Origin of the sequence: Pseudomonas sp. FeS53a (genome assembly GCF_000931385.1) — a bacterium.
Classification (GTDB): domain Bacteria; phylum Pseudomonadota; class Gammaproteobacteria; order Pseudomonadales; family Pseudomonadaceae; genus Metapseudomonas; species Metapseudomonas otitidis.
In genome coordinates, this window is sequence record NZ_JYFT01000064.1 from 137,715 (window position 1) to 152,226 (window position 14,512).

Here is a 14,512-nt window from a genome sequence, read left to right on the forward strand (position 1 = left end):
AAGGGTCTGGGTCAAGGTTTTGCACGCTGTCAGGGGTTCGCTTCAGCGTGGCGGGTACTCGCCGAGGGCTTCGGCGGTGGCCTCGCGCAGGGCCTGGTTGCGGTCGCTGCGCTCGCCGCTGGCGTCGGTTTCGGCGCTGCCGGTCCACACCACCTGGCCATCGCGGGCGTCGCGGAACTCCAGGTAGACCACCGCCACCTGCACCTCGTAGGTGCGCACCAGCGGGGCGCTGGCCCAGCCGCCGTAGCGGTCGCCCCAGGGGTCGTTGCCGTAGTAGACGCCGCTGCGGTCTTCGTATTGGCGCAGGCGTTTCTCGAAGCGCAGGCTGGCGCTCACCCGCAGGTCGGCGCCGGCCGGGTCGTGGGCCTGGCGCAGGCCGCGCTGGTCGAGCCCGGCGTTGACGATCTCGGCCATCTGCTCGGGGGTGACCCAGGTGTTGCCGGCGGGCAGGCGGCCGTCCTGCCAGCTCCAGCTGCGGTAGCGGCCGAAGTCGCGCGGGGCGGCGGGGTAGGCGCTGCGGTCGAAGTGGGTGGCGGCGCCGGGCGGGGCCGGCGGCATGGGCAGGGACTGGGCCTGGTAGGGGTTGGGGCTCTGGCAGGCGCTGAGCACCAGCAGGCTGACGATGAGGGTGGCGCGGTGCATGGTGGCCTCCGTCGAGGCGGGTTCTGGGTGCCCCGTTTCCGGGGCGCTGCTCATAGCGGGCGGCAGATCCAGTGTAGATAGCGCCCCAGGCCGGCGAAGGCCGGGTGACGCCGGTGGGCCAGTTCCATCTCCAGCAGGTCGGCCAGTTCGGCACGGGCCTGGAACTCGCTGGGCATGTAGTCGTGGAACACGCGGATGCCGCTCTGCGCTTGGACACGCCAGTGCGTGCCGAGTTGCGCGGCCAGCTCGCGCGGGTCCAGCGGGCGCTGGGGGGTAAGGCTCTGGCCTTCGCCGGCGAAACGGTTGCGCCGCAGCTTGCGGAAATGCCCCTTGAGCAGGTTGCGGTAGATGAGTGCGTCGCGGTTGTAGAACGCCAGGGACAGCCAGCCCTCCGGGGCGGTGAGGGCGTGCAGGGCCGGGAGGATGGCGTGGGGCTCGGCGAGCCATTCGAGCACGGCGTGGCAGATGACCAGGTCGAAGCGGCCGTCGAGCTGCTCCGGCAGGGCCTGCCAGGGGGCCTGGATGAAGGTGGCCTGGCAGCCGGCTTCGGCGAAGCGCTCGCGGGCGCCGTCGAGCATCGGTTCGGCCGGTTCGGCGAGGGTCACCTGGTGGCCGCGCTGGGCCAGCCAGAGGCTCATGTGGCCGAGCCCGGCGCCGACGTCGAGCACCCGCAGGGGGCGTTCGGGCAGGGCTTCGCCGAGGTCGGCCTGGAGCACGGCGAGGCGGATGGCGCCCTTGGCGCCGCCGTAGATCTTCTCCGCGAAGCGCGCGGCGAGGGCGTCGAAATGGCGGTCGTCAGTCATGGCAGGAAGCGCCGTTCGCTGTCGGCCAGCTTGTCCAGCACGGCCTGGTTCATGTCGATGCCCAGCTCGCTGCACATCAGCAGCAGGTAGAGGATCACGTCGCCCACTTCCTGGCCGGCGTGGTGGAGGGTGTCGGCGTCGAGCTGGCGGGACTGGTCTTCCGTCAGCCACTGGAAGATTTCCACCAGCTCGGCCATCTCCACGCTGGCGGCCATGGCCAGGTTCTTGGGGCTGTGGAATTGGCGCCAGTCGTTGTGGTCACGAATGGCGTGCAGGCGGCGGGTAATGGCGTCGAGGTTCATGCGGCTCTCCTGGGAGGCCGCATAGCTTGGTGCCGGGGGCGGCGGGGTGCAAGCGCCGCGCAGGGGGCGGCGCTGGCGCTAGTCGGCCAGCGGTGCCCAGCTGCCGGCCATGTGCGGCAGGTCGTCCTTGCCGCGCAGGGCGAACTGGCCGCTGGGGCCGGCGGCGCTGGCCAGCAGGCGCACTTCGGCAGGCAGCAGGACGGGCTTCTGGAAGCGCACCTCCACTTCGTAGCCGGCATCCGGCAGGTGGGCGCCGAGGGCGGCCAGGGTGCGCGCCTTGTTCCACAGGCCGTGGGCGATGGCGCGGGGGAAGCCGAACAGCTTGGCGCTGGGGGCGCTGAGGTGGATGGGGTTGTAGTCGCCGGCGACGCGGGCGTAGCGCCGGCCGATGTCCTTGGCGGCGCGCCAGTGGTCCAGCTCGGTCAGCGGCAGGGCGTCGACCTCCTCGCGGGGGGCGGGGGCGCCGTCCAGGCGCAGGCCCCGGTAGAGGATGCGGCTGTCGCCTTCCCAGAGCAGGCCGAGCTGGTCCTCCAGGCGGGTGATGAGGCTGAAGGTGGCGCCTTTGTCGTGGGGGCGCAGGTCCTGCACGGCGACGCTGACGCGGAACGGCCCGAGGCCGCCGAGGGTGCGCAGCACGCGGATGCGGTTCTCCAGGTGCACCAGGCCGAGCAGCGGGAAGGGGAAGCGCTTGTCGGTCAGCAGTTGCATCTGCAGCGGGAAGGCGAGGATGTGCGGGTAGGTGGCCGGCAGCCGGCCGTTGTCGCCAAAGCCGCAGACCTGGCGGTAGCGCGCCAGGTGGCGGGCATCCACCTCCACCTGGGTGCGCAGGCCGAGGTCGGGCAGGGTGCGCCCGCTGGCACCACGGCGCAGGGCGGCACGCAGGAACAGGCCGGGCAGGGCCGGGAGGGTGGGCAGGTCGAGCCAGTCGGTGGCCATGGGCGATCTCCTCGTTGCGAACGCGATGCAGCTTAGCCGCCCCGTCCGGCGGCACATTGGCCGCGCCGCATGGCGTCCTGGCAGGGCAGTCAATCCGTCCGGGCGGCTCAAGCGCGCCTTGAGCGCACGGTAAAAAGCTGCATAAGATGGCCCCCGCCTCGCATGACAAGAATTCGGAAAATGATGCGTGACCTGACCGACGACGTGGCGCTGATGCGCGCGGTGATCGACGCCCTGCGCGCCAGCGGCGCCGACCCTGACAAGGTGTTGGGGCGGCTCGGCCTGCCAGCGGGCGGCCTGCCCGCCGGACGCTTCCCCCATGCTGCCCAGGCCCAGTTCTGGCGGGCCGCGGCGGAAGAGTGCGGGGAGGAGCATGTCGGCCTTTACCTGGCCGGCCACCTGCCGGCCTTCCATGGCTTGCTGCTGGAATACCTCTTCCTCTCCAGCGAAACCTTCGGCGATGGCCTGCGCCACGCCCTGCGTTATGTGCGCCTGCTCTCTGACACCCTCAATGCCCGCCTGGAAGTGGACGGCGACCGCGCCGTGCTGTCCCTGGGCCAGAGCATCGGCAGCAACCGGCACTTCCCGGAGATGCTCGCCGGGGCGGTGATCCGCCTGTTCCATGCGCTGACCGAAGGTGACTTCATCCCCCGCGAGGTGCTGCTGATGCACGCCGAGGGCGCGCCGGCCGAGCGCTACCAGGCGGTCTACGGCTGCCCGGCACGCCTGGGCGCCGAGCGCTACGCGCTGGTGTTCGACGCCGCCGTGCTGGACAAGGCCTCGCGCCATGCCGCGCCGGAACTGCTGCGCATGCACGAGTCCCTGGCCCGTCGGCAACTGGCGGAAGTGGAACGGCTGGACCTGGTGCGCAAGGTGCGCGAGCTGATCGGCGAACTGCTGGTGGACGGCGGCGCCACCCTGGAACAGGTCGCCGCCCGCCTCAACATGCCCGCCCGCCGCCTGCGCGAACGCCTGGCCATGGCCGGCGTACGCTTCAACGACCTGGTCACCGACTACCGCTGCCGCCTGGCCAAGGAACTGCTGCTCAAGACCGACGAACGCATCGAGGTGATCGTCGAACGCACCGGCTTCTCCGAACCCAGCACCTTCTACCGCGCCTTCAAACGCTGGGTCGGCGAAACCCCCGTTGAATTCCGCCGCCGAGGCCGCCCCCAGGCTGACGCCTGACCCGCCCCCTCCCAAGGCCGTGTGCCTGGACTTGGTGGATGAAAGAGCGTCATCCACCCTACGCGAGCCCGCGCCGCTGCTGCGCCGTAGGGTGGATCGCGCTCCACCGATCCACCGTCTCGACGCCGGAACGGAGTGACTCCGTAGGATGCGGTGAGCTATGCGAACCGCATCAACCCAAGCCCCGCCCGCCATGATGGGCTTCGCACAGCTCAGCCCATCCTACGGGGGCCTCGGCGCCACCCGGTGAGCGCCGATCTAGGGGGTTATCCCCAAGGCCTGGGTGCCGGGAGTTGGTGGATGAAAAGAGCGTCATTCCACCTACGCGAGCCTGCGCCGGGTGGATCGCGCTCCACCGTCTCAACGCCGGAACGGTGTGAGTCCGTAGGATGCGGTGAGCTATGCGAACCGCATCAATCCACGCCCCGCCCGCGATGCCATCCGGTGACTACCGATCCACCGTCGTAGCCCGGGCTTCAGCCCGGGAACTGGGGTTATCCCGAAGGACGTGGCTCAGCGATACCAGCGCGGGGTGTAGACCCATTCGTGGCCGTCGGGGCGGGGGATGCGGCGAGTGAGGGAGGAGCCGATGATCACCAGGGTGCGCATGTCCACCTGGTCGGGGGTGAGGTCGCCGAGGGTCGTCACGGTGAGCTTCTCCGCCGGGCGGCCGATGTCGCGGCCGAGCACCACCAGGGTCTCGGGCGTGCGGTGCTGGCGGACGATCTCCAGGGCGCGGGCCAGTTGCCAGGGGCGAGCCTTGGAGATGGGGTTGTAGAAGGCCATGGCGAAGTCGGCGGCGCCGGCGTGGTCGAGGCGCCGTTCGATCACGTCCCAGGGTTTGAGGTTGTCCGAGAGCGAGATCAGGCAGAAGTCGTGGCCCAGGGGCGCACCGGCTTTGGCGGCGGTGGCCAGGGCGGCGGAGACGCCCGGCTGGATCTGCAGGTCCACCTGCTGCCAGGCCGGGTCGCGGGAGTCGTCGAGGGCTTCCAGCACGGCGGCGGCCATGGCGAACACGCCCGGATCACCGGACGACACCACCACCACCCGGCGGCCGCTGGCGGCCAGCTCGAAGGCGTGGCGGGCGCGTTGCAGCTCTTCGCGGTTGTCGGTGCAGTGGGCCACCTGGTCGGCGCGCAGCGGGCCGGCCATGCGGATGTAGGTTTCGTAGCCCAGCAGGTCCTGGGCTTCGTCGAGGGCCTGGCGGGTGGCGGGGGTCATGAAGGCCGGGTCGCCGGGGCCGAGGCCGATCACCGTCAGCCGGCCCCGGGCCTGGCCGATGCGGGCCGGGTCCAGGGGCGCGTCGGCGCGGTACAGCTGCAGCGTGCTGAGGCGGGCGACCGGTGCAGGCAGGTCGGTGTCATCGCTGGCGAAGCGCAGCGGCACGCCCAGTTCGGCGGCCGTGGCGGCCAGCCCGGCGTCGCTCATGCGCGCCGGGTCGGCCACCAGGCAGGCCAGGGCCTGGGGGGCCAGGCCGGCAGTGGCGAGGGCCTGGCGGATGGTCTCGGCCGAGGCCTCGCTCTCCACGCGCAGCACCAGCACGCGGGGGTGGATCAGCAGTTCGTCGCGGGCGGCAGGGCGTTGTTCGGGGGTGATGTGCAGGGTCAGCTTGGCGGCGCTGTCGCGGGGCAGGGCGACGGCTTCCAGCCAGGGCGCCTCGCCGGCCACGTGCAGCGTCTGGCCGCCGAGCAGGTCGGCGACGAAGCGCTTGCCCTGTTCCAGGTCGGCCAGGGCGTAGCCCTCCGGCGGATCCAGCAGGCAGGTGCCGAAGCGCAGTTCGCCACTGGTGGTGATGGCCGGGGCCACGTCCAGCCAGGCGGCGATCTCGCGGGCCAGGCTGTTGACCCCGCCCAGGCCGCCGAGCAGCGGCACCACGGCGCTGCCGTCTTCGGCAAGGGCCAGCACCGGCGGTTCGGCGCCCTTGTGGGCGAGCAGCGGCGCGAGGGTGCGGATGACGATGCCGGCGGCGCACAGGGCGATGATCGGGGTGTCGTTGCGGTACAGCTCGCGCAGGGTCTCGCCGAACTCGCTGTAGCGCTCGTCGGCACCGTCGACGCGGCCGGCGAGGCCGAGCACCCGGGCCTGTGGATAAAGCGCCTGCAGTCGACGGGCGACGGCCAGGCCGCCGTTGCCGAGGAGGACGATGGCGGGGGCGTTCATCAGCCTCTCCATTTCTGGCCGGGGACCAGGATCATCGAGAAGTACGGCGAGGCCATCGGGTCCACCTCGTCCAGGGCCACGATGCGCTGGTTGGCCATGGTGGCGCGCTCGACGTAATGGGCGCGGTCGGCCAGGCCCAGCTCGCCCAGCACGCGGCGCACCTTGTCGAAGTTGCGCCCGAGCTTCATCACCACGGCGGCTTCGGCGGTGGCCAGGCGGGCCTTGAGTTCAGCTTCGGGCAGCACCCCGGAGAGCACCGAGAGGCTCTGGTTGCGGTACACCAGCGGCAGGCCGAGCACGGCGGCGCTGCCGAGCATGGAGCAGACGCCGGGCACCACCTCCACCTCGTAGCGGTCGGCCAGGCGGTCGTGCAGGTACATGTAGGAGCCGTAGAAGAACGGGTCGCCTTCGCAGATCACTGCCACGTCGCGGCCGGCGTCGAGGTGCTCGGCCACCTGCTGGGCGGCGGTGTCGTAGAAGTCGCTGATCACCGTTTCATAGGACAGCGGCGGCTCCAGCTTCTCGGTGGTCACCGGGTACACCAGCGGCATGCGCACCTGGGTGTCCGCCAGGTGCTGCTCGATGATGCCGAAGGCGTTGCCGCCCTCGCCGCGATTGGCCTTGGCCTTGGCGACGAAGTAGCCCACCACCTGGGCCGATTGCAGCAGGCGCAGGGCCTTGAGCGTGATCAGTTCCGGATCGCCCGGGCCCACGCCGAGGCCGATCAGCCGTCCCTTGCCGCTCATCACTCCACCTCCGTGGCCAGGGCGTTGACGGCGGCGGCGGCCATGGCGCTGCCGCCGCGACGGCCGCGCACCACCACGTAGGGCACGCCGCGGCTGTCGGCGGCGAGCATGTCCTTGGACTCGGCCGCGCCGACGAAGCCCACCGGGAAACCGAGAATCAGCGCCGGTTTCGGGGCGCCGGCGTCGAGCATCTCCAGCAGGTAGAACAGCGCGGTGGGGGCGTTGCCGATCACCACCACGCTGCCTTCCAGGTGCGCGCGCCAGTGCTCCAGGGCCACTGCCGAGCGGGTATTGCCCAGTTCGCGGGCCAGCTCCGGCACGCCGGGGTCGTTGAGGGTGCAGATGACCGGGTTGTTGGCCGGCAGGCGCGCGCGGGTGATGCCTTCGGCCACCATGCGCGCGTCGCAGAGGATCGGCGCGCCAGCGGCCAGGGCGGCGCGGCCGGCGGCACCTGCTCCGGGGGAGAAGGCCAGATCCTGCACCACGTCGACCATGCCGCAGGCGTGGATGACGCGCACGGCGAGCTTCTCCAGGTCCGGCGGGATGGCGCTGAGGTCCGCCTCGGCGCGGATGATGGAGAAGGAATGGCGATAGATCTCCTGACCATCGCGGATGTAATCGATCATTCGGTGGAGCTCCAGCTGTCAGGAGTGGCGGCCAGTCGGGCGCTGGCCTGTTCGAGGTCGAGGTCGCTCGCCAGCAGCAGGCCGAAGCCGCTGCGGGCGCGCTGGTAGAGGTCGTAGCGGCCCGGTTCGCGGGCCAGCAGGGTGAAGGGCGCGACGTGGGCGGCGGCGCAGGAGCGCGGGCAGCCGGTCAGGTGCAGCTGCACCCGGGGCGGCAGGTGCGGCGCCAGGGCCAGGGCGTCGGCCTTGGTGTCGGCCAGGCTGCGTGGGCAGCCGCTGGAGCCGGTGCAGGCGATGAGCCGGGCCAGGGGCGCGTCGGGGTCGGTGACCAGGCCCAGGGCGGCGAGGGCGGCGAGGGTGCCGTCGAGGTCGCGGGGTGCCGGCAGCAGCACCGATTGCCAGGGGGTGAGGCGCAAGTGTCCGTCGCTCTGCTGGTCCGCCAGGTCGGCCAGGGCCATGAGTTGTTCGGCATCGAGCCGGCCGAGGGGGGCGGCGGCGCCGGCATGCCGGCCAGCCACGGCGCCCAGGTGGCCGAGGGCGCCGGCGCTGTCGCGGCGCCAGTCCGGCACGGCATGCAGGGGCGCGCCGAGGCGGGCTTCCAGCTCCGCCAGCAGGGCGGCGGGGCCGAGGTCGGCCAGCAGGTGGCGCATGCGCGTCTGCTCGGGGCGGGCGCGGTCGAGGAACAGGTGCAGCAGCGCCTCCACCAAAGCCGGCACCTGGGCGGCGTGCACAGCGCCCAGGGCAGGGGCGTCGTACGCCTGTTGCGGCGGGCACCCGGCCAGGCCGAAGGCGAAGAGGGCGTCGGCCTGCGGCCCGAGGGCGCAGAGCCAGAGGTCGTGGGGGTGCTCCAGCATGGCCAGGGCTTCGCCGCCGTCCAGCAGCAGGGCGAACTTGGGCGACAGGGCGTGGAAGCGCGGGGTGTCCTGCAGCAGGGCCAGCAGGCGGTCGGCCAGGGCGGCGGTCGTCTCGTGGCCGGGCACCAGGCCCAGCAGCGGGCTGACCATCAGGTTGCGCACGTCGTCGGCACCCGGCGAGGGGGCGCCCAGGTCGGCGGCCAGCAGTGCGTCGATCAGCGCCGCTTCGGCGCCGATCCTTACCCCGCGGATCTGCAGGTTGGCGCGGTTGGTGGCCTCGATCACGCCGCTGGCGTGCTGCTGCGCGGCAGCGGCCACGGCGCGGGCCTGGCGGGCCTGGAGGCGGCCGCAGGGCAGCTTGATGCGGCAGATGCCGCCATCGCCGGATTGCACGATGCGCAGCAACCCCGGGCAGGCCGAGGGGCGGACGGTGGCGGCAGCGGATTCGGCCTGTTTCAACGGGTCACCCTGGTTGGCGTCGCGGCGACCGGAATATCCCTAGCCCAGGGACACGTTTGCATCGATACACCCCGCCCGATGCGCTCACACGCGACTGGTTTCACCGGCAGGTCTCCTGGCTGGCAGGTCGTCATCCTCCGCGGCCTTCCCGAGCGCTGCTCAGTGGCCAGGGTGCGTGGACTCGCTGCTTACAGTTGCGGGGGCAGCCACGGTGCGACCGTGTTCCCTCAGTGCCCGGATGGGCACTGGCCAGCGCCGTGTGGGCACCTCTAAAAACGTAGGCGAGGCGGTCAGCGCAAGGCGAAAACAGGCGAAAAAGCGCAGTTTACGTACGGTAAATGAGCATTTTGAGCCTGTTTTTAACGCTGCGATGACAACGCAGGTAGTTTTTAGAGGTGTCCTTGTGGGGCGCCGGCAACCAATGAAGGACGCTATTATGCCCGCTTTGCGCGACATGAGGAAAAGGCTGCCTGTCGGAACGGCAAGCGGCTGACACCTCGCTAGAGACGGGAGTTTCCATGCAGCCCTGGCTGACGGTTGTGGGTATAGGTGAGGACGGCTATGCGGGCCTCGGCAAGGCGGCGCGCCATGCGCTGCTGGGGGCCACTGAAGTGGTGGGGGCGCCGCGTCAGCTGGCGCTGCTGCCGCGCTGCGTCCGTGCCGTGCGTACGCCCTGGCCGAGCCCGTTCTCCCTGGAGCCGGTGCTGGCGCGGCGGGGCACGGCCCTGTGCGTGCTGGCCAGTGGCGATCCGATGCTGTTCGGCGTGGGCGCCAGCCTGGCGCGGCAGGTGCCGGCCGAGGAGATGCAGGTGCTGTCGGCGCCTTCGTCCGCAGCCCTGGCGGCGGCACGGCTGGGCTGGCCGCTGCAGGAGGTGACGCTGCTATCCACCGTGGCGCGGCCCCTGGCGGTGCTCAACGGCCACCTGCACCCCGGCGCGCGCCTGCTGGTGCTGAGCAACGATGGCCGTACCCCGGCGGCCCTGGCCGCGCTGCTGGCCGAGGGCGGCTTCGGCGCCAGTCGCCTCACCGTGCTGGAGCACCTGGGCGGCCCCTTGGAGCGCCGGCTCGACGGCCTGGCCAACGCCTGGAGCGACGTGGCGGTGGCCGACCTCAACCTGGTGGCGGTGGAGGTGGCGGCCGACCCCGGCACCCGCGCGCTGCCGGTCACCTGCGGCCTACCCGACGACGCCTACCGCCACGACGGCCAGCTCACCAAGCGCGATGTCCGCGCCGTCACCCTGGCCCGCCTGGCGCCGCGCCCCGGCGAGCTGCTGTGGGACGTGGGCGCCGGCTGCGGTTCCATCGGCATCGAGTGGATGCGCGCCCATCCGGCGTGCCGCGCCCTGGCCATCGAGGCCAACGCCGGGCGCCAGGCGCACATCCAGCACAACCGCGACGCCCTCGGCGTGCCCGGCCTGCAGCTGGTGGCCGGCGAAGCCCCGGCCGCGCTGGAGGGGCTGCCGGCGCCGGATGCCATCTTCATCGGCGGCGGCGTCACCGACCCCGGCGTGCTGGCGCAGTGCTGGGCATGGCTCAAGCCGGGCGGTCGCCTGGTGGCCAACGCCGTGACCCTGCAGAGCGAGGCGACCCTGGTGGCCTTCCGCGCCGAGCACGGCGGCAGCCTGACCCGCATTGCCGTCGCCCAGGCCCAGCCGCTGGGGGACTTCGACACCTGGCGCTCGGCCCTGCCCATCACCCTGCTGGAAGCATTCAAGCCATGAGCCGCCTCCTGCTGCTGGGCGGCGTGACCGAGGCCCTGGCCCTGGCCCGTCGCCTCGGCCCCTCCCATGTCTACAGCCTCGCCGGCCTCGGCAAGGTGCCCCAGGACCTGGCCTGCCAGGTGCGCGTGGGCGGTTTCGGCGGGGCGGACGGGCTGGCGCAGTACCTACGCGAGGAAGGCATCGACCTGCTGCTGGACGCCACCCACCCTTATGCCGCGCAGATCAGCCACAACGCCGCCCGCGCCGCCGAGCTGGCCGGGGTGCCCTGCTGGGCGCTGCGCCGCCCCGGCTGGCAGGCCGGCCCCGGTGACGATTGGCGCGAGGTGGACGACTGGGCCGGCCTGATGGCCGCGCTGGCGCCGTTCCGCCGGCCCTTCTTCACCCTCGGCCGCGAGCCGCTGGAGCACCTGCACAGCGTGCCCGAGCACCAGCACTGGACGGTGCGCTGCCTGCAGGGGCAGGCCCCCGGCGAGCGCTTCGAGGTGATCGGCTCGCGCGGGCCGTTCCACCTGGACGAGGAGCGTGCGCTGTTCGAGCGCCTCGGCACCGACGTGCTGATCAGCAAGAACAGCGGCAGCCAGTCCACCGAGCCCAAGCTGCAGGTGGCCCGCGAGCGCGGCTTGCCGGTGCTCATCCTCAAGCGCCCGGCATTGCCGCCGGTGACCCGCGAATTCGACTCGGTCGAGGCCCTCTGGCAGGCCCTCGGCCCCTACCTGGACACACCATGACCGCCACCGTTTACGCCCGCGTGCTGTTCGCCGGGCCCGACCTCGCCGAGGGCGCCTTCGCCGAGTTGTTCCGCCGCCAACTGGTCGCCCTGTGGGGCGAGGCGGCGCTGGCCGATGTGATCGATACCGGCACCGGCCTCGACGCCCTGCGCGAGGCCGTACAGGCCAGCCCGCGCCCGCTGCTGGTGATCGACCTCGACCCGCAGAGCACGCCGCCGCACCTGGACTGGCTACGCAGCGAACTCGGCCAGTACCCGGCTCCGGAGCAACTGTTCATCGCCAGCCTGCTGGGCCAGTACGACAGCGACCCGGCCGGCGCCGCCTGCGCCCTGGTGGCGCGTACCGAACTGCACCTGGCCTGCGCCGAGGTACCAGCGTTGCCGGAGAGCCACGCCTGGTCCTGCATCCCGCCCCATGCCCGGCGCCTGCTGCTGTGCAACGGCCCGCGCTGCACCCGCCGGGGCGCGCTGCCGCTGTGGAAAAAGCTGCGGGAGACCCTCAAGGCCGCCGGCAAGCTGGAATGCGCAGGCGGCGTGCACATCACCCGTACCCAGTGCCAATACCCCTGCGACCTCGGCCCCACCGCCAGCCTCTATCCGGAAGGCGAGTGGTACCGCCTGGAGAGCGAAGAGCAGGTGCTGCGCTGGGTGCAGGCGCGCATCGTCGAAGAGCGGGCGGTGCCGGAATTGTTGATGAAGGGGTGAGCGTTGCTCTTCGCTAAACGGACAGATGCCGGGCCGGGATGCCCAGCCTGCATGGAGCTGTGATGAGCCGGTCGGCTTTTGCCTGGGGTCTTGCCTTGTCCACTGTCGTCCTCGTTCAGGCTCAGGCTGATCCTGATCCGGATTGCCCGCCGCAGCGTGAAGAGACCGCCGCGTTGAATGCCTTGCTGAAACAGTCGCCCGAGGCGCTGGCGCTGGAAGCAGTCCGTGCGGGGCGTATCGAATTCATGCTCGTCCTCGGTTACACGGGGACGCTTCCGGGGCTGTCCCCGGCGACACTTGAGTGCCTGGGGCCGTTTCCCACCCGAGTCGTGCCGGGCACCTCGGACGTGGTTTGTACCGAGGAAATGGCTGAACTCCAGCAGCCGGCCCGGGATTTCGCCAAACGCTACAACCACCGCTTGCTGGCGCTCACCGCGCCTGCTTGCGAGAGATACAACTCTGCTGACCGCTGAACGGGTCAGCGCACGAACCAGCGCGCCGTCAGCGGGGCCGAGAGCATCAGCACCCCGAGGATCACGAAGGCCGTCACCAGCCCCAGCCACTGGGCGACGAAGCCCACCAGTGCCGGCCCGGCGAGCACGCCGGCGTAGCCCACGGTGGTTACCGCCGCCACGGCGAGATTGGCCGGCATGGTGCTCTGGCGACCGGCAGCGCTGAACAGCACCGGCACGATATTGGCCGCGCCCAGCCCCACCAGCAGAAAGCCCGCCAGCGCCAGGACGGTGTGCGGCGCCAGCAGCATCAGCGCGAAGCCGGCCGTGGCCAGCAGGCCGCCGCCCACCAGTACGCGGTATTCCCCCAGCCGGGCGATCACCCGGTCCCCGGTGAGCCGGCCGCTGAGCATTGCCAACGAGAACAGCGCGTAGCCGATCCCGGCCTTGGCCGGGTCGAACTGGCGCGTCTCCACCAGCAGGATGGCGCCCCAGTCCAGCAGCGCGCCTTCGGCCAGGAACATGGCGAAGGTCAGCGCCCCCAGCAGCAGGACCAGCCCGCGCGGCACCACGAACAGCGGCCCGCTGCCGCCCGAGCGGGTGCGCAACAGGCGCGGGGCGGCGAGGGCGAGGCCGGCGATCACCACCAGCAGGGCGACGAGGATCGCCGGCAGCGGTGCCAGGCCGGCTGCCAGCAGGCCGGTCATGCCCAGGGAACCGACGAAGCCACCGAGGCTGAACAGGCCGTGGAAGCCCGACATCAGCGGCACCGGCGCATCGTTCGCCACCTCCACGGCGTGGATGTTCATCGCCACGTCCATGGCGCCCAGGGAGGCGCCGAACAGCGCCAGCGCGAGGGCCAGCAGCAGGCTGGAGTCCGCGCCGGCCAACAGCGGCATGGCGCAGCACAGGCCCACCCCGCCCACCAGGATCACCGGGCGTGCCCCGATCCGCCCCGCCAGCACACCGGCCACCGGCATCGACAGCATCGAGCCGGCCCCCAGGCACAGCAGCAACAGCCCCAGCACCGCTTCGCCGATGTCCAGGCGCGCCTTCGCATAGGGCACCAGCGGCGCCCAGCAGGCCATGCCGAAGCCGGAGACGAAGAACGCCAGGCGCGTGGCCAGGCGGGTGGCAGGGCTGTCGGCACAGGGCACGGCGTGGGTCATGGGCGCTTCCGAACGGGAAAAGGGGTGGACCCTAACACGTGCGCGCCCGCCTTGTGGCTCCACCAGGCGGTTGATGGACGAGGTCGTGTGGTCGTGAGTGGGGCTCGCGTGGGGGAAGGCGCTCTTTTCATCCACACGTTCCGGGCTCGCGGCCTTGGGGATAACGCCAGTCCCGGGCTGAAGCCCGGGCTACGAAAGGTGGATCGGCGGAGCAGGGGGCCTACACACGGAAAATGGGACGTCCTACTGCGTGTAATCAGGAGGCGGTGGACATGACTGCTGGGGCACGGTGATGGCTGCCCAGGTCAGAACGTTGAGGCACGTGTCCGCGCCGGCGACGAGGTATTCCTTGAGGGCTCGGTCGCCACTGAGAAATCCAGTTCGAAGGCGCTCCTGATCGAGCCAGCCACCTGCAGTGATCTCGTGCAGCCAACTCCCGGAACAGTGGGGCCAGAACTCCAGCAGGTCGCCTTCGTCGAGCACGCGGAATCCCTCGACGGCGCTGATCTGGAGGGAGGTGAGGCTCTGTGTTTCCAAGTTGCGCAGCGTCACCGTCAGGGTTTCGAGGTCATAGTCCAGGTGCTGCAAGGCCATGTGTGACGCATCGGCCAAGGCGATTGCCGTGATCTGCGGGGCTGCGTTGGTGCTCATGGTCACTCCGTGTCTTCGGCTTTGCGATGGGCAGATGGTGCCTCTATCGAAGGCACGCAGGCGTTGAGGGTAACTCCGATCCCGGGATGAAGACCGTGCAACGAAAGGTGGATCGGTGGAGCGCGATCCACCCTTGTATCTCGACTACAGCCCCACCCCAGGGGCATAGTCCCCGACTGATCATCGGGGGAGGGATAGGAAGCCGTGTCCACCCTTAGGCCGCGAGCCTGCAACGTAGATAGTGCTCCGCCCCTCCACACTCACTCGAACAGCCCGAACGGTATCCAGAGCCTTGAGCTCGCATTCACAAGGTTGGGCCGGGTGCAGTGATGATCGCGTCTGAACGGATCGAGAGGAGAATCCATGCCCAGCGT

15 protein-coding genes and 1 riboswitch are annotated in these 14,512 nt (G+C 71.0%); of the genes, 5 read left to right on the forward strand and 10 right to left on the reverse strand.

The window, feature by feature from the left end:
• Nucleotides 1–42: 42 nt before the first annotated feature.
• The 4 genes from SZ55_RS21310 to SZ55_RS21325 form a co-directional block, all read right to left on the reverse strand.
• Entirely contained in the window at nucleotides 43–642 is a 600-nt protein-coding gene (locus SZ55_RS21310; RefSeq protein WP_044411244.1) for a DUF4136 domain-containing protein, read from the reverse strand.
• Nucleotides 643–692: 50 nt separating this feature from the next.
• A complete protein-coding gene (locus SZ55_RS21315; RefSeq protein ID WP_044411246.1) occupies nucleotides 693–1,445 on the reverse strand; it encodes a methyltransferase domain-containing protein in 753 nt (250 codons plus the stop codon).
• The gene (locus tag SZ55_RS21320) at nucleotides 1,442–1,747 is read right to left on the reverse strand and encodes a nucleotide pyrophosphohydrolase (RefSeq protein WP_044411248.1); all 306 of its coding nucleotides are present in this window, start codon (nucleotides 1,745–1,747) and stop codon (nucleotides 1,442–1,444) included. Before SZ55_RS21320 ends, SZ55_RS21315 begins: the two co-directional genes overlap by 4 nt.
• Nucleotides 1,748–1,825: 78 nt before the next feature.
• On the reverse strand, nucleotides 1,826–2,683 hold the full coding sequence (locus SZ55_RS21325; protein ID WP_044411250.1) for a MaoC family dehydratase: 858 nt from the start codon (nucleotides 2,681–2,683) through the stop codon (nucleotides 1,826–1,828).
• Nucleotides 2,684–2,866: 183 nt separating this feature from the next.
• Between SZ55_RS21325 and SZ55_RS21330 the strand changes: the two genes are divergently transcribed.
• Nucleotides 2,867–3,871, forward strand: coding sequence for an AraC family transcriptional regulator (locus SZ55_RS21330; protein WP_044411304.1), 1,005 nt, complete (start codon nucleotides 2,867–2,869; stop codon nucleotides 3,869–3,871).
• A gap of 513 nt (nucleotides 3,872–4,384) precedes the next feature.
• Here the strand turns inward: SZ55_RS21330 and cobJ are convergent.
• Genes cobJ through cobG form a run of 4 tightly spaced genes read right to left on the reverse strand, consistent with a single transcriptional unit; the run spans nucleotide 4,385 to nucleotide 8,713 of the window.
• Entirely contained in the window at nucleotides 4,385–6,031 is a 1,647-nt protein-coding gene (gene cobJ / locus SZ55_RS21335) for a precorrin-3B C(17)-methyltransferase (RefSeq protein ID WP_044411253.1), read from the reverse strand.
• Nucleotides 6,031–6,777: a precorrin-2 C(20)-methyltransferase gene (locus tag SZ55_RS21340; RefSeq protein ID WP_044411256.1), complete on the reverse strand. Its 747-nt coding sequence runs from the start codon at nucleotides 6,775–6,777 to the stop codon at nucleotides 6,031–6,033. The genes cobJ and SZ55_RS21340 overlap by 1 nt, the downstream gene beginning before the upstream one ends.
• The gene (locus SZ55_RS21345; RefSeq protein WP_044411259.1) at nucleotides 6,777–7,403 is read right to left on the reverse strand and encodes a precorrin-8X methylmutase; all 627 of its coding nucleotides are present in this window, start codon (nucleotides 7,401–7,403) and stop codon (nucleotides 6,777–6,779) included. Before SZ55_RS21345 ends, SZ55_RS21340 begins: the two co-directional genes overlap by 1 nt.
• Nucleotides 7,400–8,713: a precorrin-3B synthase gene (gene cobG, locus SZ55_RS21350; protein ID WP_044411262.1), complete on the reverse strand. Its 1,314-nt coding sequence runs from the start codon at nucleotides 8,711–8,713 to the stop codon at nucleotides 7,400–7,402. The genes SZ55_RS21345 and cobG overlap by 4 nt, the downstream gene beginning before the upstream one ends.
• Nucleotides 8,714–8,801: 88 nt before the next feature.
• Nucleotides 8,802–8,999: riboswitch (cobalamin riboswitch) on the reverse strand.
• A 232-nt stretch (nucleotides 9,000–9,231) separates the two neighbouring features.
• On the opposite strand from cobG, the gene SZ55_RS21355 reads away from it, so the two are divergent.
• The 4 genes from SZ55_RS21355 (at nucleotide 9,232) to SZ55_RS21370 (ending at nucleotide 12,339) form a co-directional block, all read left to right on the forward strand.
• The gene (locus tag SZ55_RS21355; protein ID WP_044411265.1) at nucleotides 9,232–10,434 is read left to right on the forward strand and encodes a bifunctional cobalt-precorrin-7 (C(5))-methyltransferase/cobalt-precorrin-6B (C(15))-methyltransferase; all 1,203 of its coding nucleotides are present in this window, start codon (nucleotides 9,232–9,234) and stop codon (nucleotides 10,432–10,434) included.
• On the forward strand, nucleotides 10,431–11,162 hold the full coding sequence (locus tag SZ55_RS21360; RefSeq protein ID WP_044411268.1) for a cobalt-precorrin-6A reductase: 732 nt from the start codon (nucleotides 10,431–10,433) through the stop codon (nucleotides 11,160–11,162). Before SZ55_RS21355 ends, SZ55_RS21360 begins: the two co-directional genes overlap by 4 nt.
• Nucleotides 11,159–11,866: a (2Fe-2S) ferredoxin domain-containing protein gene (locus tag SZ55_RS21365; protein WP_044411271.1), complete on the forward strand. Its 708-nt coding sequence runs from the start codon at nucleotides 11,159–11,161 to the stop codon at nucleotides 11,864–11,866. Before SZ55_RS21360 ends, SZ55_RS21365 begins: the two co-directional genes overlap by 4 nt.
• Nucleotides 11,867–11,928: 62 nt before the next feature.
• Nucleotides 11,929–12,339, forward strand: coding sequence for a hypothetical protein (locus SZ55_RS21370; RefSeq protein ID WP_044411274.1), 411 nt, complete (start codon nucleotides 11,929–11,931; stop codon nucleotides 12,337–12,339).
• Nucleotides 12,340–12,344: 5 nt separating this feature from the next.
• On the opposite strand, the gene SZ55_RS21375 is transcribed toward SZ55_RS21370, so the two are convergent.
• Nucleotides 12,345–13,487, reverse strand: coding sequence for an MFS transporter (locus SZ55_RS21375; protein WP_044411277.1), 1,143 nt, complete (start codon nucleotides 13,485–13,487; stop codon nucleotides 12,345–12,347).
• Nucleotides 13,488–13,730: 243 nt separating this feature from the next.
• Nucleotides 13,731–14,138 (reverse strand): hypothetical protein, encoded by a 408-nt coding sequence (locus SZ55_RS21380; protein WP_052807638.1) that lies wholly within the window; start codon nucleotides 14,136–14,138, stop codon nucleotides 13,731–13,733.
• Nucleotides 14,139–14,512: the final 374 nt, after the last annotated feature.